The organism is Streptomyces sp. 63XJN7_1_ISO-PGPR-S23-121, from assembly GCF_056173025.1.
Genome location: NZ_CM149653.1, coordinates 5,402,199 through 5,420,407 on the forward strand (window position 1 = coordinate 5,402,199; position 18,209 = coordinate 5,420,407).

At 72.1% G+C, this 18,209-nt stretch carries 16 protein-coding genes; 2 read left to right on the top strand and 14 right to left on the bottom strand.

Translation table 11 applies throughout. The annotated features are described in order from the left end of the window. Positions 1 to 102: 102 nt before the first annotated feature. The 14 genes from AC0VYN_RS23985 to pyrR all read right to left on the bottom strand — a co-directional run bounded on the left by AC0VYN_RS23985 (position 103) and on the right by pyrR (position 16,727). On the bottom strand, positions 103 to 2,253 hold the full coding sequence (locus AC0VYN_RS23985) for a primosomal protein N' (RefSeq protein ID WP_475532649.1): 2,151 nt from the start codon (positions 2,251 to 2,253) through the stop codon (positions 103 to 105). 136 nt (positions 2,254 to 2,389) lie between these two features. After that, on the bottom strand, positions 2,390 to 3,598 hold the full coding sequence (metK, locus tag AC0VYN_RS23990; protein WP_475532650.1) for a methionine adenosyltransferase: 1,209 nt from the start codon (positions 3,596 to 3,598) through the stop codon (positions 2,390 to 2,392). Between the two features lie 241 nt (positions 3,599 to 3,839). Continuing rightward, positions 3,840 to 5,042 carry a bifunctional phosphopantothenoylcysteine decarboxylase/phosphopantothenate--cysteine ligase CoaBC gene (coaBC, locus tag AC0VYN_RS23995; protein ID WP_475536972.1) on the bottom strand — a complete coding sequence of 401 codons (1,203 nt, stop codon included), beginning with the start codon at positions 5,040 to 5,042 and terminating at the stop codon, positions 3,840 to 3,842. 114 nt (positions 5,043 to 5,156) lie between these two features. After that, a complete protein-coding gene (gene rpoZ / locus AC0VYN_RS24000) occupies positions 5,157 to 5,429 on the bottom strand; it encodes a DNA-directed RNA polymerase subunit omega (protein WP_003977348.1) in 273 nt (90 codons plus the stop codon). Positions 5,430 to 5,498: 69 nt separating this feature from the next. Continuing rightward, positions 5,499 to 6,092 (bottom strand): guanylate kinase, encoded by a 594-nt coding sequence (gene gmk, locus AC0VYN_RS24005; RefSeq protein ID WP_385457860.1) that lies wholly within the window; start codon positions 6,090 to 6,092, stop codon positions 5,499 to 5,501. A gap of 37 nt (positions 6,093 to 6,129) precedes the next feature. Then, positions 6,130 to 6,453 (bottom strand): integration host factor, encoded by a 324-nt coding sequence (locus AC0VYN_RS24010; protein WP_003977346.1) that lies wholly within the window; start codon positions 6,451 to 6,453, stop codon positions 6,130 to 6,132. 223 nt (positions 6,454 to 6,676) lie between these two features. Next, positions 6,677 to 7,531, bottom strand: coding sequence for an orotidine-5'-phosphate decarboxylase (gene pyrF / locus AC0VYN_RS24015; protein WP_475532651.1), 855 nt, complete (start codon positions 7,529 to 7,531; stop codon positions 6,677 to 6,679). After that, positions 7,528 to 8,634 carry a quinone-dependent dihydroorotate dehydrogenase gene (locus AC0VYN_RS24020; RefSeq protein WP_475532652.1) on the bottom strand — a complete coding sequence of 369 codons (1,107 nt, stop codon included), beginning with the start codon at positions 8,632 to 8,634 and terminating at the stop codon, positions 7,528 to 7,530. Before AC0VYN_RS24020 ends, pyrF begins: the two co-directional genes overlap by 4 nt. Before the next feature lie 90 nt (positions 8,635 to 8,724). Then, positions 8,725 to 12,033 carry a carbamoyl-phosphate synthase large subunit gene (gene carB / locus AC0VYN_RS24025; protein WP_385457865.1) on the bottom strand — a complete coding sequence of 1,103 codons (3,309 nt, stop codon included), beginning with the start codon at positions 12,031 to 12,033 and terminating at the stop codon, positions 8,725 to 8,727. Further along, a complete protein-coding gene (carA, locus tag AC0VYN_RS24030; protein WP_475532653.1) occupies positions 12,026 to 13,168 on the bottom strand; it encodes a glutamine-hydrolyzing carbamoyl-phosphate synthase small subunit in 1,143 nt (380 codons plus the stop codon). The genes carB and carA overlap by 8 nt, the downstream gene beginning before the upstream one ends. Continuing rightward, positions 13,165 to 13,731: a PH-like domain-containing protein gene (locus AC0VYN_RS24035; protein WP_475532654.1), complete on the bottom strand. Its 567-nt coding sequence runs from the start codon at positions 13,729 to 13,731 to the stop codon at positions 13,165 to 13,167. The genes carA and AC0VYN_RS24035 overlap by 4 nt, the downstream gene beginning before the upstream one ends. Next, positions 13,728 to 15,014 carry a dihydroorotase gene (locus AC0VYN_RS24040; RefSeq protein ID WP_475532655.1) on the bottom strand — a complete coding sequence of 429 codons (1,287 nt, stop codon included), beginning with the start codon at positions 15,012 to 15,014 and terminating at the stop codon, positions 13,728 to 13,730. Before AC0VYN_RS24040 ends, AC0VYN_RS24035 begins: the two co-directional genes overlap by 4 nt. Before the next feature lie 4 nt (positions 15,015 to 15,018). Continuing rightward, entirely contained in the window at positions 15,019 to 16,017 is a 999-nt protein-coding gene (locus tag AC0VYN_RS24045; RefSeq protein WP_385457873.1) for an aspartate carbamoyltransferase catalytic subunit, read from the bottom strand. Positions 16,018 to 16,130: 113 nt separating this feature from the next. Further along, a complete protein-coding gene (pyrR, locus tag AC0VYN_RS24050; protein ID WP_475532656.1) occupies positions 16,131 to 16,727 on the bottom strand; it encodes a bifunctional pyr operon transcriptional regulator/uracil phosphoribosyltransferase PyrR in 597 nt (198 codons plus the stop codon). Positions 16,728 to 17,023: 296 nt separating this feature from the next. Between pyrR and bldD the strand changes: the two genes are divergently transcribed. Together bldD and AC0VYN_RS24060 are read left to right on the top strand one after the other, a co-directional pair. Next, on the top strand, positions 17,024 to 17,527 hold the full coding sequence (bldD, locus tag AC0VYN_RS24055) for a transcriptional regulator BldD (protein WP_385457877.1): 504 nt from the start codon (positions 17,024 to 17,026) through the stop codon (positions 17,525 to 17,527). A gap of 174 nt (positions 17,528 to 17,701) precedes the next feature. Further along, entirely contained in the window at positions 17,702 to 18,199 is a 498-nt protein-coding gene (locus AC0VYN_RS24060; protein WP_475532657.1) for a hypothetical protein, read from the top strand. Positions 18,200 to 18,209: the final 10 nt, after the last annotated feature.

Genomic DNA, 18,209 nt, shown 5'->3' on the forward strand with positions numbered 1-18,209 from the left:
CGCCCTTCCGGAGCGACGGCCCACCGCTTTCTCACGGCACGCCCGGACATCCCCTCACGGCACACCCGGACATCGCCCTCGTCCGCGGCCGACGCCCGCTCCTCACCCGATGTCGGGCGGATCGATCCGCACCCACACCGCCGCGTCGCTCCCGCGTGCCATCCGTGCCGCCTGCGCGGCCTTCAACGCACCGGCCAGCGCCGCCCCGCTCCCCGGCGGCACCCGGACCAGCGCCCGCTCCCACCGCTCCCCCGGCGGCGGCCCGCCCACCCGGCGCGGGCGCCCCGGCGCCGTGACGGGGAGCGGCACGGGTCCCAGGATCTCCGCCTCCCGCGGCAGCCGCACCGCGCCGAGGAAGCCGGCCACCGCCTCCGGCGGCCCCGCCACGGACGCCATCCGCGACACCGGCGGAAAGCCCAGCTCCGCCCGTTCGGCCAGCTCGCGCACCGCATGGCCGACGGGGTCCCAGCGCACCAGCGCCTGCACCGGCCGCAGGGTCGGCTCGGCGACCACGACCACGGTGCCGCCGGCCTGCTGCGGGCGCACCAGCGCGGCCGCGGCGAGCCAGCGCCGCAACGCGTCCTCACCGGCTCGCAGGTCGGGCCGCCCGAGCATGGCCCAGCCGTCGAGCAACAGGGCCGCCGCGTAACCGCCCTCGGCGACGGGCTCGGCGCCGGGGGTGCTCACGACCAGCGCCGGCGTCCGCGACACGGTGTCCAGCACATGCTCGCGTCCCGAGGTGCGCACCGGCACTGCCGGGAAGGCACGGCCCAGCTCCTCGGCCGTACGGCGGGCCCCCACGATCTGCGCGCGCAGCCGGAAGGCCCCGCACTCCGGGCAGTGCCAGGCGCCCTCCTCGCGCCCGCACCACCCGCAGCGCAGCGCCGGCCCCGACTCCTGCCCCTCCAGCGGCCCGGAACAGTGCCGGCACCGCGCGGGCGTCCGGCAGGCGGCACACGCCATCCGCGGCACGTATCCGCGCCGGGGCACCTGCACCAGCACCGGTCCCTGACGCAGCCCGTCCCTGACGACCTGCCAGGCGAGCGAGGGCAGCCGTGCGGCCCGGGCCGCCTCGTCGCGGGCCAGGTCCCCGTCCCCCACGGTCCGGACCAGCGGGGCGGCGGCCCGCACCTGCTCCCGTGCGGCGACCAGCGGCCGGGCCCAGCCGGTCTCGACGAGCTGGGCGGCCTCCACGGTGCAGTTCCAGCCGCCCAGCAGGAAGGCGCACCTGTCCTGGGCCGCGCGCAGCAGCAGCACCTCGCGCGCGTGCGGCTGGGGGGCGTGCGGCTCGCCGTGGCTGTCGTCGCCGTCGTCCCAGAGCGCGACCAGCCCGAGGTCCCGCACCGGCGCGAACATGGCGGCCCGGGTCCCGACGACGGCCCGTACCGCCCCCCGGCGCACCGCGAGCCACTGCGCGTACCGCTTCTCGGGCCCGGCGTCGGCGGTGAGCACCGCGTGCCGGCCCTCGCCGAGCAGGGCCGTCAGCGCGGCGTCGGCCCGGGCGACCGTCCGCCCGTCCGGGAGGACGACGAGCGCGCCCCGGCCGGAGGCCAGCGTCGCCGCGACGGCCCGCGCCAGCTCCTCGGCCCACCCGGGGCCGGGCAACGCGGTCCACACGGCGCGCGGCGCGCCGCCCGACGCGAGGGACGCGACGAACCCGGCGCCCTGCTCGTACCGCGTCCAGGGGCCCGGCTCGGGCACCGGGGGCGGGGGCAGCGGATCGGGCGAGGGCCGCTTCTCGGCCCGCGCGCTGCGCGGCGGCACGGCGAGCTGAAGCACGTCGGCGAGGCTGCCGGCGTACCGGTCCGCGACGGCCCGGGCGAGACCGAGCAGCTCGGCGTCGAGCACCCGCTCGGGCGAGACGACCTGGGCCAGCGCGGCCAGCGGTCCCGCGTAGTCGGACTCCGCGAGCCGCTCGACCAGGAAGCCGTCGATGAGGCCGCCGCCCTCGCGCCGCCCGTCCCGCACCCGGTGCCGTCCGGCCCCGAAGCGCACCCGCACCCGGACGCCCGGCTGGGCGTCGGCGTCGAGTTCCTCCGGCACGGCGTAGTCGAAGTACCGGTCGAGGTGGAGCACGCCCTTGTCGACCAGCACCCGGGCGACGGGCAGCTCCTTGGCGAGCGCCGCGCCGCGCCAGGTCCGCGGCTTGGCCCGCGGGGTCCTCGCCTCACGCACGGTCTCCCGGATGAGCGCGAGCTGCTCGGGGGGCGCGTCGTCCGCGCCTCCGGCCGCCGGTTCGTTCTCGCTGCTCACGCCTGCATTCCTACCAAAGACCACTGACAGACGACGCCCGCTTCCCGCCGTCCGGCTTCGGCTCCGGACGCGCCGAGGCCCGGCATCCCCGCCGGGGACACCGGGCCTCGCGACGTGCCGTCGGTACGGACCGCCGTTACAGCCCCGCCGCCTTGCGCAGCGCGTCGACGCGGTCGGTGCGCTCCCAGGTGAAGTCGGGGAGCTCGCGGCCGAAGTGGCCGTAGGCCGCGGTCTGGGCGTAGATCGGGCGGAGCAGGTCGAGGTCGCGGATGATCGCGGCCGGGCGGAGGTCGAAGACCTCGTCGATCGCCCGCTCGATCCTCTCGGTGTCGACCTTGGCGGTGCCGAAGGTCTCGACGAACAGACCGACCGGCTCGGCCTTGCCGATCGCGTAGGCGACCTGGACCTCGCAGCGGGTGGCGAGGCCCGCGGCGACGACGTTCTTGGCGACCCAGCGCATCGCGTACGCCGCCGAGCGGTCCACCTTGGACGGGTCCTTGCCCGAGAAGGCACCGCCGCCGTGGCGGGCCATGCCGCCGTAGGTGTCGATGATGATCTTGCGGCCGGTCAGGCCGGCGTCGCCCATCGGGCCGCCGATCTCGAAACGGCCGGTCGGGTTGACCAGGAGCCGGTAGTTCTCCGTGTCGAGCTTGATGCCGTCGTCGAGCAGCGCCTTGAGCTCCGGCTCGACCACGAACTCCTTGATGTCGGGAGCGAGCAGCGACTCCAGGTCGATGTCGCTCGCGTGCTGCGAGGAGACGACGACGGTGTCGAGGCGGACGGCCTTGTCGCCGTCGTACTCGATGGTGACCTGCGTCTTGCCGTCGGGGCGCAGGTAGGGGATCGTGCCGTTCTTGCGCACCTCGGACAGACGCTTGGACAGGCGGTGCGCCAGGAAGACGGGCAGCGGCATCAGCGTCGGCGTCTCGTCGGACGCGTAGCCGAACATCAGGCCCTGGTCGCCCGCGCCCTGCCGGTCCAGCTCGTCCTCGTCGCCCTCGACCCGGGACTCGTACGCGGTGTCGACGCCCTGCGCGATGTCCGGGGACTGCGCGCCGATCGACACGGACACGCCGCAGGAGGCGCCGTCGAAGCCCTTCTTGGAGGAGTCGTAGCCGATCTCCAGGATCTTGCCGCGGACCAGCGTCGCGATGTCCGCGTAGGCCTTGGTCGTGACCTCGCCGGCCACGTGCACCAGACCGGTGGTGATCAGCGTCTCGACGGCGACCCGGGAGGTCGGGTCCTCGCGCAGGAGCGCGTCGAGAATGGTGTCGCTGATCTGGTCAGCGATCTTGTCGGGGTGGCCCTCGGTCACGGACTCCGAGGTGAACAGGCGACGGGACACAACGCTCCCTGGGGTTGCAGCGGCTGCTGGCTGATCATTGGTGGACGGCACGGGGAGCTGCACCCGGCGACGTCCGAGAACAGTTTATCGGTCGCACTCGGCCGCGGACTCACCCGTCTCAGCTCTCGGAAGGGCTGTGACCTGCGGCACGGGCATTCTGCACAATGCGAAGGGCCGTTGGCCAGGCTCGCCACGCCCGAATGTGCGGGGTGCACGAGCACCGGGGAAACGAATGGGTCATTCAGCCGAGCCGTTCGGCCACGAGATCCCACACCGTTTCGGCCAGAGCCTCCTTCGGGCCGTGCGCCACCGGGGTCTCGCTGCCGTCCGCGCCGAGGACCACGGCCTCGTTCTCCTCGGAGCCGAAGGTCTTGCGCTCCCCCACCTCGTTCACCACGAGGAGGTCGCAGCCCTTGCGCTTCAGCTTGGCCCGGCCGTTGGCGAGGACGTCGTCCGTCTCGGCGGCGAAGCCGACGACCACCTGGCCGGATCGCGCCCGGTCGGCCGAGACCTCCGCGAGGATGTCCGGATTACGCACCAGAGCGATCGGTTCCGGTTCCTGTCCGTCCTTCTTCTTGATCTTTCCGGCGGCGTATACCTCCGGGCGGAAGTCCGCGACCGCGGCGGCCATGACGACGGCGTCGGCGTCCGCCGCCGCACGCAGCACGGCCTCGCGCAGCTCCACGGCGGTGCCCACCGGGACGATGTCCACGCCGGCCGGGTCCGGCAGCGCCGCGTTCGCCGAGACCAGCGTGACGCGGGCACCCCGGGCGGCGGCGGTGCGGGCGAGGGCGTAGCCCTGCTTGCCCGAGGAGCGGTTGCCGAGGAAGCGGACGGGGTCGAGGGGCTCGCGGGTGCCGCCGGCGCTGACGACGACGTGCCGTCCGGCGAGGTCCGGCTCCCGCACGCCGCGGGCGAGCACCCGGCGGCAGACCTCGAAGATCTCGCCCGGGTCGGGCAGCCGGCCCTTGCCGGTGTCGACGCCGGTGAGGCGGCCGACGGCCGGTTCGATCACGACGGCGCCGCGGCGGCGCAGCGTCGCCACGTTCTCCTGGGTGGCCGGGTGCTCCCACATCTCCGTGTGCATGGCGGGGGCGAAGACGACCGGGCAGCGGGCCGTGAGCAGGGTGTTGGTGAGGAGGTCGTCGGCGAGGCCGTGGGCGGCCTTGGCGAGCATGTCGGCGGTGGCCGGGGCGACGACGACGAGGTCGGCGTGCTGCCCGATGCGCACGTGCGGGACCTGGTGGACGTCGTCCCACACCTCGGTGGAGACCGGGTTCCCGGACAGGGCGGACCAGGTGGCGGCGCCGACGAAGTGCAGCGCGGAGGCGGTGGGGACGACGCGCACGTCGTGTCCCGACTCCGTGAACCTGCGCAGCAGCTCACAGGCCTTGTAGGCGGCGATTCCGCCGCTGACCCCCAGAACGACCTTGGGCTTGTCCACCATCTCTCCCGGACCTCGGATTGCGTATGCCCCCATCACACACCACAGGCCCGGCAGACGGACTGCCGGGCCTGTGGAGAAGTCAGCTTCAAGCTGAAAATACTATTGCCGGTTCTACTGCGCCGGGCCCTCGATGGCCTCGGACGTGAGCAGACCCGCGTTGATCTCGCGCAGGGCGATCGAGAGCGGCTTCTCGTGGACGTGGGTGTCGACGAGCGGACCGACGTACTCGAGGAGGCCCTCGCCGAGCTGCGAGTAGTACGCGTTGATCTGGCGGGCCCGCTTGGCCGCGTAGATCACGAGGCTGTACTTCGAGTCCGTGGCCTCGAGGAGCTCGTCGATCGGCGGGTTGATGATGCCCTCGGGCGCGGAGATGGAAGAGGACACGCTCTACCTTCCGATGGATGGGAAAGATTCAGTCGCCTTGATCGGCCGGGGTCGCTGGACCTGTCGCGATCACACGACGTTCGTCAAGGCTAGCAGCTCGCGCGCCACATCCTCGACGGAGGTGTTCACCAGGGTCTCGTCGAACTCCGGCTCGGCCGCCAGCTCGACCGTGGCCGCGGCGAGGCGGCGCTCGATCACCTCCGGCGGTTCCGTGCCCCGGCCGGTGAGCCTGCGCACCAGCTCCTCCCAGGAGGGCGGGGCCAGGAACACGAGCTGGGCCTCGGGCATGGACTCGCGGACCTGCCGCGCGCCCTGGAGGTCGATCTCGAGCAGTACCGGCTCACCGGCCTCCAGGCGCTCCAGCACTGCGGCGCGGGGCGTGCCGTAGCGGTTGCCCGCGAACTCGGCCCACTCCAGCAGCTCGCCGTTGGCGATCAGCTTGTCCATCTCCTCGTCGGTGACGAAGAAGTAGTGGACCCCGTGCTGCTCGCCGGGCCTGGGCTTGCGGGTCGTCGCCGACACCGAGAGCCAGACCTCGGGGTGTTCCTTGCGCATATGGGCGACGACCGTGCTCTTGCCGACCCCCGAGGGGCCGGAGAGCACGGTCAGCCGCGGACGTGCGTCCGGGGGTACGGGGGACGTCCCCCGGGGTGTTGCAGCCATGCAGCGATTATTCCAGCAATCGCGCAGTGCCCGGGACTCAGGAGCCCGTGCTGCCGAACTCACGCTCCAGCGATGCGATCTGGTTGGAGCCGAGGCCCCGCACGCGGCGGCTCTCGGAGATGCCGAGCCGCTCCATGATCTGCTTGGCGCGGACCTTGCCCACGCCCGGCAGGGACTCGAGGAGGGCGGAGACCTTCATCTTGCCGATGACGTCGTTCTCCTGGCCCTGCTTGATGACCTCGTGGAGGGAGGCGCCGGAGTGCTTGAGTCGATTCTTGACCTCGGCCCGCTCCCGGCGAGCCGCGGCGGCCTTTTCGAGCGCGGCTGCGCGCTGTTCAGGGGTAAGGGGCGGAAGAGCCACGCCTACGTCACCTCGGATGTCGAACTGTCGGATACGGACCGGTGAGGAACCTAGTCGCCCCACACCAGGGGAGCTACGAGCAACACGCTCGCCCGATGACTCTTCCCGGAGACTAGCGTCCAAGTCCACCTGAGTCAGCGAGAACAGCGGAAAAGTCCTGGTCAGCCTCCGTGAGGCCGGGCATTAAGGACATACTGCCTCGGTTTTCCGCATGTATCCATGGTCAGGCCGCGGTGACCGCGCCGCCGATCTCCTCCGCGAAGCGGTCCGCGGCGCTCCGCAACGCGGCCACATCGGGGCCGTGACGCAGAACACCCCGGCTGACGTTGGGGACCACGTTGCGCACCGCGGTGCCGAAGACCCGCGGCAGGTCGGCCGGGGTGGCCCCCTGCGCCCCGATCCCCGGTGCCAGCAGCGGGCCGTTGACGTCCAGGTCGTACGAGGAGAGGTCGCCGAGGGTGGCGCCGACCACGGCGCCGAAGGAGCCGAGCGGGCGCTCCCCCGCGTTCTCGGCCGCCAGGTGCGCCAGCATGGTCGCCCCCACGTTCCGCCCGTCGGCGCGGGTGGCGTGCTGGACCTCGCCGCCCTCCGGGTTGGAGGTCAGGGCCAGCACGAACAGACCGGCGCCGTTCTCCCGGGCCAGGTCGACGGCCGGCTTCAGCGAGCCGTAGCCGAGGTACGGGGAGACCGTCAGCGCGTCCGAGAACAGCGGGGCGTCCGGACGCAGGAAGGACTCGGCGTACGCGGTCATGGTCGAGCCGATGTCGCCGCGCTTGGCGTCCATGACGACCAGCGCGCCGGCCTCCCGGGCCTCCCGGACCGACGTCTCCAGGACGGCGAGGCCGCGCGAGCCGAAGCGCTCGAAGAACGCGCTCTGCGGCTTGAGGACTGCGGCCCGGTCGGCCACCGCCTCGACGACGGTGCGGCTGAAGCGCTCCAGGCCCGCCACGTCGTCGTTCAGACCCCACTCGGCCAGCAGGGAGGCGTGCGGGTCGATGCCGACGCACAGCGGGCCGCGTGCGTCCATCGCGCGGCGCAGCCGGGCGCCGAAGGGTTCGAGTCCTGTCGTGCCGGTCATCGGGAGTTCCTCACATCGGCGCCGACCGCGTCGGCGAGGGTGGCGTACGGGCTCTGCCGCAGGCGGGCGGCGAGTCCCTTGTGCACGGCGCGGCCCCAGAAGGGCCCCTCGTAGATGAAGGCGCTGTAGCCCTGGACCAGCGTGGCGCCGGCCAGGATGCGCTGCCAGGCGTCCTCGGCGGTCTCGATGCCACCGACGCCCACCAGGGTGATCCGGTCGCCCACGCGCGCGTACAGGCGGCGCAGCACCTCGAGGGAGCGCGCCTTGAGCGGGGCGCCCGAGAGGCCGCCGGTCTCCTTGACGAGGGAGGGCGCCGACCGCAGGCCGAGTCCTTCGCGCGCGATGGTGGTGTTCGTGGCGATGATGCCGTCCAGCCCGAGTTCGACGGCCAGGTCGGCGACGGCGTCGACGTCCTCGTCGGCGAGGTCCGGGGCGATCTTGACCAGCAGGGGCACGCGCCGTGCGGGCACCGCCCGGTCGGCGGCCTCGCGGACGGCGCTCAGCAGGGGACGCAGCGCCTGGGTGGCCTGGAGGTTGCGCAGGCCGGGGGTGTTCGGGGAGGAGACGTTCACGACCAGGTAGTCGGCGTACGGCGCCAGCCGCTCGGCGGACTTCACGTAGTCGCCGACGGCCTCCTCCTCCGGGACGACCTTGGTCTTGCCGATGTTGACGCCGACGACCGTCCGGAAGACGGGGTTGCGGGAGGCCAGACGGGCCGCCACGGCGCGCGAACCGTCGTTGTTGAACCCCATGCGGTTGATCAGCGCCCGGTCCTCCACGAGGCGGAACAGCCGCTTCTTGGGGTTGCCGGGCTGCGGCTCCCCCGTCACGGTGCCGATCTCGACGTGGTCGAAGCCGAGCATCGCCATGCCGTCGATGGCGACCGCGTTCTTGTCGAAACCGGCGGCGAGCCCGAAGGGGCCGTGCATCCGCAGGCCCAGGGCCTCGGTGCGCAGCTCCTTGTGGCGCGGCGCGAGCGCGGCGGCGACGAAGGTGCGCAGCACGGGGACGCGGGCGGCGAGACGGATCCAGCGGAAGGCCAGGTGGTGGGCCCGCTCCGGGTCCAGGCGGGCGAAGAAGAGCTTGAAGAAGATCCTGTACATGTGTCCTCGTAGGGCCTCGTGAAGACGGGCCTCATGCAGTGGGGCCTCATGAAGAGGGGGACACCGTTTCCGGTGTCCCCCTCGGGGCTGCTAGTCGCGGGCCGCGGTCAGGAACGCCGCGTGTTCCTGGAGTGAGCGGACTCCCACGTCGCCGCGGTTGAGGGCGTCGATGCCCTGGACCGCCGCGGCGAGCGCCTGGACCGTCGTCAGGCACGGCACGGACCGCGCCACGGCCGCCGTCCGGATGTCGTAGCCGTCCAGGCGGCCGCCGGTGCCGTACGGGGTGTTGACGATGAGGTCGACCTCGCCGTCGTGGATGAGCTGGACGATGGTCTTCTCGCCGTTCGGGCCGGTGCCCTCGGACTGCTTGCGGACGACCGTGGCGTTGATGCCGTTGCGCCGCAGGACCTCGGCGGTGCCCGAGGTGGCGAGCAGCTCGAAGCCGTGGGCGACCAGCTCGCGCGCCGGGAAGATCATCGAGCGCTTGTCGCGGTTGGCGACCGAGATGAACGCCCGTCCCTTGGTCGGCAGCGGCCCGTACGCGCCCGCCTGCGACTTGGCGTACGCCGTGCCGAACACGGAGTCGATGCCCATGACCTCGCCGGTGGAGCGCATCTCCGGGCCGAGCACCGTGTCGACTCCGCGCCCGTGGATGTCCCGGAAGCGGGACCACGGCATCACGGCCTCCTTGACGGAGATCGGTGCGTCCAGCGGCAGCTCGCCGCCGTCGCCGGTCGCCGGGAGCAGGCCCTCGGCGCGCAGTTCGGCGATGGTCGCGCCGAGCGAGATGCGGGCTGCGGCCTTGGCCAGCGGCACCGCGGTCGCCTTCGAGGTGAAGGGGACGGTGCGCGAGGCGCGCGGGTTGGCCTCCAGGACGTAGAGGATGTCCCCGGCCAGCGCGAACTGGATGTTGATCAGGCCGCGCACGCCGACGCCCTTGGCGATGCCCTCGGTGGAGGCGCGCAGCCGCTTGATGTCGAATCCGCCCAGCGTGATCGGGGGCAGGGCGCACGCCGAGTCGCCGGAGTGGATGCCGGCCTCCTCGATGTGCTCCATGACGCCGCCGAGGTACAGCTCCTCACCGTCGTACAGGGCGTCGACGTCGATCTCGATCGCGTCGTCCAGGAAGCGGTCGACCAGGACCGGGCGGGACGGGCTGATCTCGGTCGACTCGGCGATGTACGCCTCGAGGCGGGTCTCGTCGTAGACGATCTCCATGCCGCGCCCGCCGAGCACGTAGGACGGGCGGACGAGGACGGGGTAGCCGATCTCGTCGGCGATGGCCTTGGCGCCGGCGAAGGTGGTGGCGGTGCCGTGCTTGGGGGCGGGCAGGCCCGCCTCGGCGAGCACGCGGCCGAAGGCACCGCGGTCCTCGGCGGCGTGGATGGCCTCCGGGGAGGTGCCGACAACGGGCACGCCGTTGTCCTTGAGCGCCTGCGACAGGCCCAGCGGGGTCTGGCCGCCGAGCTGGACGACGACGCCGGCGATCGGCCCGGCCTGCTGCTCCGCGTGGACGATCTCCAGGACGTCCTCCAGGGTGAGCGGCTCGAAGTACAGCCGGTCGGAGGTGTCGTAGTCGGTGGAGACGGTCTCCGGGTTGCAGTTGACCATCACGGTCTCGTACCCGGCGTCGTGGAGCGCGAAGGAGGCGTGGACGCAGGAGTAGTCGAACTCGATGCCCTGGCCGATGCGGTTCGGGCCGGAGCCCAGGATGATCACCGCGGGCTTCTCGCGCGGCGCGACCTCGGTCTCCTCGTCGTAGGAGGAGTAGAAGTACGGCGTCCGCGCGGCGAACTCGGCGGCGCAGGTGTCGACCGTCTTGTAGACCGGGCGGACGCCGAGCGCGTGCCGGACCTCGCGGACGACGTCCTCGCGCAGGCCGCGGATCTCGCCGATCTGCTGGTCGGAGAAGCCGTGCCGCTTGGCCTCGCCGAGCAGGCCGGCCGTCAGCTCGGGCGCCTCGGCGAGCTCGTCGGCGATCTCCTTGATGAGGAAGAGCTGGTCGACGAACCAGGGGTCGATCTTCGTGTACTCGAAGACCTCCTCGGGCGTGGCGCCGGCGCGGATGGCCTGCATGACGGCGTTGATCCGGCCGTCGGTGGGCCGGACGGCCTCCTCCAGCAGCGCCTTCTTGTCGCCGGGCTCGCCGACGAAGGTGAACTGGCTGCCCTTCTTCTCCAGCGAGCGCAGCGCCTTCTGGAAGGCCTCGGTGAAGTTGCGGCCGATGGCCATGGCCTCGCCGACCGACTTCATGGTGGTCGTGAGGGTGGAGTCGGCGCTCGGGAACTTCTCGAAGGCGAAGCGGGGGGCCTTGACGACCACGTAGTCGAGCGTCGGCTCGAAGGAGGCCGGGGTCTCCTGCGTGATGTCGTTCGGGATCTCGTCCAGGGTGTAGCCGACGGCCAGCTTGGCGGCGATCTTGGCGATCGGGAAGCCGGTCGCCTTGGAGGCGAGCGCCGAGGAGCGGGACACGCGCGGGTTCATCTCGATGACGATGACGCGGCCGTCGGCCGGGTTCACCGCGAACTGGATGTTGCAGCCGCCGGTGTCGACGCCGACCTCGCGGATGATCGCGATGCCGACGTCGCGCAGGATCTGGTACTCGCGGTCGGTCAGCGTCATCGCGGGCGCCACGGTGATCGAGTCACCGGTGTGCACGCCCATCGGGTCGAAGTTCTCGATGGAGCAGACGACCACGACGTTGTCGTTCTTGTCGCGCATCAGCTCCAGCTCGTACTCCTTCCAGCCGAGGATGGACTCCTCCAGGAGCACCTCGGTGGTCGGGGAGAGCGTGAGCCCCTGGCCGGCGATGCGGCGCAGCTCCTCCTCGTCGTGGGCGAAGCCGGAGCCGGCGCCGCCCATGGTGAAGGAGGGGCGGACGACGACGGGGTAGCCGCCGAGCGTGTCGACGCCCGCGAGGACGTCGTCCATGGAGTGGCAGATCACGGACCGGGCGGACTCGCCGTGGCCGATCTTCTTGCGGACCTCCTCGACGACGTCCTTGAAGAGGTCGCGGTCCTCGCCCTTGTTGATGGCCTCGACGTTGGCGCCGATCAGCTCGACGCCGTACTTCTCCAGCACACCCTGCTCGTGCATGGAGATCGCGGTGTTCAGGGCCGTCTGGCCGCCCAGGGTGGGCAGCAGCGCGTCGGGGCGCTCCTTGGCGATGATCTTCTCGACGAACTCGGGGGTGATCGGCTCGACGTAGGTGGCGTCGGCGATCTCCGGGTCGGTCATGATCGTCGCCGGGTTGGAGTTCACCAGGACGACGCGCAGGCCCTCGGCCTTGAGCACGCGGCACGCCTGGGTGCCGGAGTAGTCGAACTCGGCGGCCTGGCCGATGACGATCGGGCCGGAGCCGATGACCAGGACGGACTGGATATCGGTGCGCTTAGGCACGCTGGCCCTCCATCAGGGAAACGAAGCGGTCGAACAGGTAGGCGGCGTCGTGCGGACCGGCTGCCGCTTCGGGGTGGTACTGGACGCTGAAGGCCGGCCTGTCCAGAAGCTGGAGGCCCTCCACCACGTTGTCGTTGAGGCAGACGTGGGAGACCTCGGCGCGGCCGAAGGGGGTCTCGGAGACCTTGTCGAGCGGGGCGTCGACGGCGAAGCCGTGGTTGTGTGCGGTGACCTCGACCTTGCCGGTCGTACGGTCCTGCACCGGCTGGTTGATGCCGCGGTGGCCGTACTTCAGCTTGAAGGTGCCGAAGCCGAGGGCGCGGCCCAGGATCTGGTTGCCGAAGCAGATGCCGAACAGCGGGGTGCCGCGCTCCAGGACGCCCCGCATGACCGAGACCGGGTGGTCGGCGGTGGCCGGGTCGCCGGGGCCGTTGGAGAAGAAGACGCCGTCCGGGTCGACGGCGTAGACGTCCTCGACGGTGGCCGTGGCGGGCAGGACGTGCACCTCGATGCCGCGCTCGGCCATGCGGTGCGGGGTCATTCCCTTGATGCCGAGGTCGACGGCGGCGACGGTGAACTTCTTGTCGCCGATCGCCGGCACGACGTACGCCTCGGTGGTGGCGACCTCGGCGGAGAGGTCCGCGCCGCTCATCTCGGGGGCCTGGCGGACCTCGGCGAGCATGGTGCCCTCGTCGGGCAGCGCGTTGCCGGAGAAGATGCCGACGCGCATGGCGCCGCGCTCCCGCAGGTGGCGGGTGAGGGCGCGGGTGTCGATGCCGGAGATGCCGACGACGCCCTGGGCGGCGAGCTCCTCGTCCAGCGTGCGCGTGGAGCGCCAGCTGGAGGGCACGCGCGCGGGGTCGCGGACGACGTACCCCGAGACCCAGATCCTCCTGGACTCCATGTCCTCGTCGTTGACGCCCGTGTTCCCGACGTGGGGTGCGGTCATCACGACGACCTGGCGGTGGTACGACGGGTCGGTCAGGGTCTCCTGGTAGCCGGTCATGCCGGTGGAGAACACGGCTTCGCCGAAGGTCGCCCCCACGGCCCCGTAGGCGCGGCCGCGGAAGATCCGGCCGTCCTCCAGGACGAGTACGGCGGGAGTCCTGTGGGCTCCCCTGGTGGAGGTCGTCATCGTGCGCCTTCCGTTTCCGTCTTGTTGATCATGTCGTTCAGAATCTCGACCCACTCGTTGTGCTCGGCCGCGTGGTCGGAGCGGAAACCGGAGTCGATCAGTTTGCCGCCGTGTGCCCAGGTGACGATCAGCAGACCGCCCTCGGTGAGCACCTTGCCGGCGATGCCCTTGTCCAGCCGGGCCTCGCGCAGGGCGGCGACGGGGACGAAGAAGTCGGCCGCGCCGGGACGTACGACGTCCAGTCCCGCGTCCGTCAGCGCGAGCTCGGCCCGGCTCCGGGTGCCCAGGCCGTGCGCCACGATGCGGTCGAGCCACTGACCGGCGGTGGTGGAGCCGTGGTACCGGCCGCTCATCGTCAGTCTCGCCCGGCCCGGCTCGTCCGGCGCGGTGGGGAGCGGGGGCAGGTCGCCCTGGAGGGTGCCGCGCCACTTCCAGCCCTCGCGCATCAGCCAGTAGACGAGCGCGACGAACAGGCCGAGGCCGACGACCCAGCCGACGCGGGCGGCCCAGTCGGTCACTTCCGCCGATTCCTTCCCGGCGGCCAGCAGGATTACAGGTGTCACGTGAGCTTCCCGTCGACGAGCGTGGCCTTGCCCCGCAGCCACGTGTGCGTCACACGGCCCGGCAGCTCACGTCCCTCGTACGGGGTGTTGCGGCTGCGCGAGGCGAAGCCCGCGGGGTCCACCCGGCCACGGTATGCCGTGTCGACGAGGGTGAGGTTGGCGGGCTCACCAGCCGAGACGGGACGTCCGTGTCCGGCGGCCCGTCCGATCCGCGCGGGCTTGAAGGACATCCGGTCGGCGACGCCTGCCCAGTCCAGCAGGCCCGTGTCCACCATGGTCTCCTGGACCACCGACAGCGCGGTCTCCAGGCCGACCATGCCCATGGCGGCGGCGGCCCACTCGCAGTCCTTGTCCTCGTGCGGGTGCGGGGCGTGGTCGGTGGCGACGATGTCGATCGTGCCGTCCGCGAGCGCCTCGCGCAGGGCGTGCACGTCCCGCTCGGTGCGCAGCGGCGGGTTGACCTTGTAGACCGGGTCGTACGACCGCACCAGCTCGTCCGTGAGGAGCAGGTGGTGCGGGGTGACCTCGGCGGTGACGTCGATGCCGCGGGACTTGGCCCAGCGGACGATCTCGACGCTGCCCGCGGTCGACAGGTGGCAGATGTGGACGCGGGAGCCGACGTGCTCGGCGAGCAGGACGTCGCGGGCGATGATCGACTCCTCGGCGACGGCGGGCCAGCCTCCGAGGCCCAGCTCGGCGGAGACGACGCCCTCGTTCATCTGGGCGCCCTCGGTGAGCCGGGGCTCCTGCGCGTGCTGGGCGACGACTCCGCCGAAGGCCTTCACGTACTCCAGGGCGCGGCGCATGATCACGGCGTCGTGGACGCACTTGCCGTCGTCGGAGAAGACGGTGACACCGGCCGCGGACTCGTGCATGGCGCCCAGTTCGGCGAGCTTGGCGCCCTCCAGGCCGACGGTGACGGCGCCGATGGGCTGCACGTCGCAGTAGCCGGACTCCTGGCCGAGCCGCCAGACCTGCTCGACGACGCCGGCGGTGTCGGCGACCGGGAAGGTGTTGGCCATGGCGAAGACGTTGGTGTAGCCGCCGCTCGCCGCGGCGCGGGTGCCGGTGAGGACGGTCTCGGAGTCCTCGCGGCCGGGCTCGCGCAGGTGGGTGTGCAGGTCGACCAGGCCGGGCAGCAGCACCTTGCCGCCGGCCTCGACGACCTCGGCGCCCGCGGCGTCCAGTCCCGTGCCCACCTCGGCGACGGTACCGCCGTCGATCAGCACGTCCTGCGGCTCGCCGCCGAGCACCTTCGCACCGCGGATCAGGGTCTTGCTCATCTTCTTACTTCTCCTCGGGGGTGCGGGCGTGGGTGACGGCGGGCTCGTTCCTCGCACCGAACTCGGCGCCGCCGAGCAGCAGGTACAGGACGGCCATGCGGATGGAGACGCCGTTGGTGACCTGCTCGACGACGGTGCAGCGGTCGGAGTCGGCGACCTCGGCGGTGATCTCCATGCCGCGGACCATCGGGCCGGGGTGCATCACGATGGCGTGCTCGGGCATCCGCCCCATGCGGTCGCCGTCGAGGCCGTAGCGGCGGGAGTACTCGCGCTCGGTCGGGAAGAACGCGGCGTTCATCCGCTCGCGCTGCACGCGCAGCATCATCACCGCGTCGGACTTGGGCAGGGTGGAGTCGAGGTCGTAGGAGACCTCGCAGGGCCAGGTCTCTACGCCGACCGGCAGCAGGGTGGGCGGGGCGACGAGGGTGACCTGCGCGCCGAGGGTGTGCAGCAGGTCGACGTTGGAACGGGCGACCCTGCTGTGCAGGACGTCGCCGACCAGGGTGATGCGGCGGCCGGCCAGGTCCTTGCCGAGACCGGCGTCGCGGCCGACCAGGCGGCGGCGCATGGTGAAGGCGTCCAGCAGGGCCTGGGTGGGGTGCTGGTGGGTGCCGTCGCCCGCGTTGATGACGTGGGCGTCGATCCAGCCGGAGGTGGCCAGGCGGTACGGGGCGCCGGAGGCGCCGTGCCGGATGACGACGGCGTCGACGCCCATGGCCTCCAGGGTCTGGGCGGTGTCCTTGAGGGACTCGCCCTTGGACACGCTGGAGCCCTTGGCGGTGAAGTTGATGACGTCCGCGGACAGGCGCTTCTCGGCGGCCTCGAAGGAGATCCGGGTCCGCGTGGAGTCCTCGAAGAAGAGGTTGACGACGGTCCGGCCGCGCAGGGTCGGGAGTTTCTTGATCGGCCGGTCCGCGACCCGGGCCATCTCCTCGGCGGTGTCGAGGATCAGGACGGCGTCGTCGCGGGTGAGGTCGGCGGCCGAGATGAGATGACGCTGCATCTGTCAGGCTCCGTAGGGCGATTCATGCGGAAGAGCGGGATAATTCGGGCGGCCGGGTGCGTGCGGGGGCACACCGGGTCGGCACCTGGCACCGGTGCGGGCCGTGCCGGGTGTTACGGGTGGGCGCCCGGGGTGTCCGGCTTGGCACCGAGCAGCACGGTGTCGCGACCGTCCTCCTCGGCGAGCTGGACCTTGACCGTCTCCCGCAGCGACGTGGGGAGGTTCTTGCCGACGTAGTCGGCGCGGATGGGCAGTTCGCGGTGGCCGCGGTCGACGAGGACCGCGAGCTGCACCGCGCGCGGGCGGCCGATGTCGTTCAGGGCGTCCAGGGCGGCGCGGATGGTGCGGCCGGAGAAGAGGACGTCGTCGACGAGGACGACCAGGCGGCCGTCGAGGCCGTCACCGGGGATCTCGGTGCGGGCGAGGGCACGCGGGGGCTGCATGCGCAGGTCGTCGCGGTACATGGTGATGTCGAGCGAGCCGACCGGCATCCTGCGCTCGGTGATCTGCTCCAGCTTGTCGGCGAGCCGCCGGGCGAGGAAGACGCCCCGGGTCGGGATGCCGAGGAGCACCACGTCGTCGGCGCCCTTGGCGCGTTCGACGATCTCGTGGGCGATACGGGTCAGCACCCGCGCGATGTCGGGCCCTTCGAGAACGGGCCGTGCGTCGGACCGCGTCTCCTGCTGCCTGCTGTCCTGCTGCTTGTCCATACGAAACGGACCTCCTTCTCCGCCTCACGGGACGGACCTTAAAGGACGTCGGATTTGCGCCACCTACGCTATCAGGTCCACGGAAGGGCCCCGACCGGGCCCCCGACACTCCCCCGTCACTCCCGCGCCGCGTCCGCGTCACCCGTTCGCCGTAACGGATCGCCGGTACCACGGAAGAGCCGGTGCGGACCATTCGGCTTGACGCACAAGAGTAACGCTGCGTAACCTCACAGTGAGTTACCAGCCGCGCGGCAGTCACACAGCCGGCCGCGTCGACACCTTGTCCGGGGAGCCATATGTCCAGCGAATACGCCAAACAGCTCGGGGCCAAGCTCCGGGCCATCCGCACCCAGCAGGGCCTTTCCCTCCACGGTGTCGAGGAGAAGTCCCAGGGCCGCTGGAAGGCGGTCGTGGTGGGGTCGTACGAGCGCGGTGACCGTGCCGTGACCGTGCAGCGCCTCGCCGAGCTGGCGGACTTCTACGGCGTTCCCGTGCAGGAGCTGCTGCCGGGCACCACGCCCGGTGGCGCCGCCGAGCCGCCGCCGAAGCTGGTCCTGGACCTGGAGCGGCTGGCCACGGTGCCGGCCGAGAAGGCGGGGCCGCTGCAGCGGTACGCGGCCACGATCCAGTCGCAGCGCGGCGACTACAACGGCAAGGTGCTCTCGATCCGCCAGGACGACCTGCGCACACTCGCCGTCATCTACGACCAGTCGCCCTCGGTCCTCACCGAGCAGCTGATCAGCTGGGGCGTCCTGGACGCGGACGCGCGCCGCGCGGTGGCGTCCCACGACGAGGGCTAGCCGCCCGGGACCTCTGCAGAAACGTCTCTACCCAGGGGGCGGAGCCACCCGGCTCCGCCCCCTGGCGCGTTTCCCGGGCGTCCCGGCCCGCGCGACCCCGCCCTGCTCTCGGCCTCGTCCCCGGACGACGACTACTTCCTGCTGGCTTTCGGCTGCGCGTTCCGGCCGGGGCCCGTGGGGGACCCGGCGTCGTTCAAGGAGGCGAGCATCGGCATCCGGCTCGGCTCGCCCGAGGGCGCACGGCCGCCCGCGGCACTGGCCCTGGCCCCCGGCACGGGGAGCGTCCCGGGCGGGAGCGGCTTCCGGATCGCCCTGTCGGTCCCCCTGGGCGTGGCGGAGCCGGCCGTCGAGTACGCGGCGAACGGCACGAAGGAGAAGCGGTACGTCACCGCCTACGGAGCGGGCAGCAGCAATCCGGAGTGGCGGCTGTGCGATCGGCGGGAGCGTCCGCTCGACGGGGACGTCCTGCTGGCGGTGGTGGTGTGCGGTGCCGCGGACACCCCGGTGCTGGCCGAGGTCGCGGTGGCGGCTTCCCTCCGGCGGCGGATGCTCACGTGGGTCCGGGCGAAGCTGCCGCCGCGGCTGCACACGATCGATCTGGCGGCCGGTGCGCCACGGGGCCTGCCCGGGGGCGCAACCGGAGTCCTGTCGCCGGGACCGGACGGCCGGTAGACGACGGCAG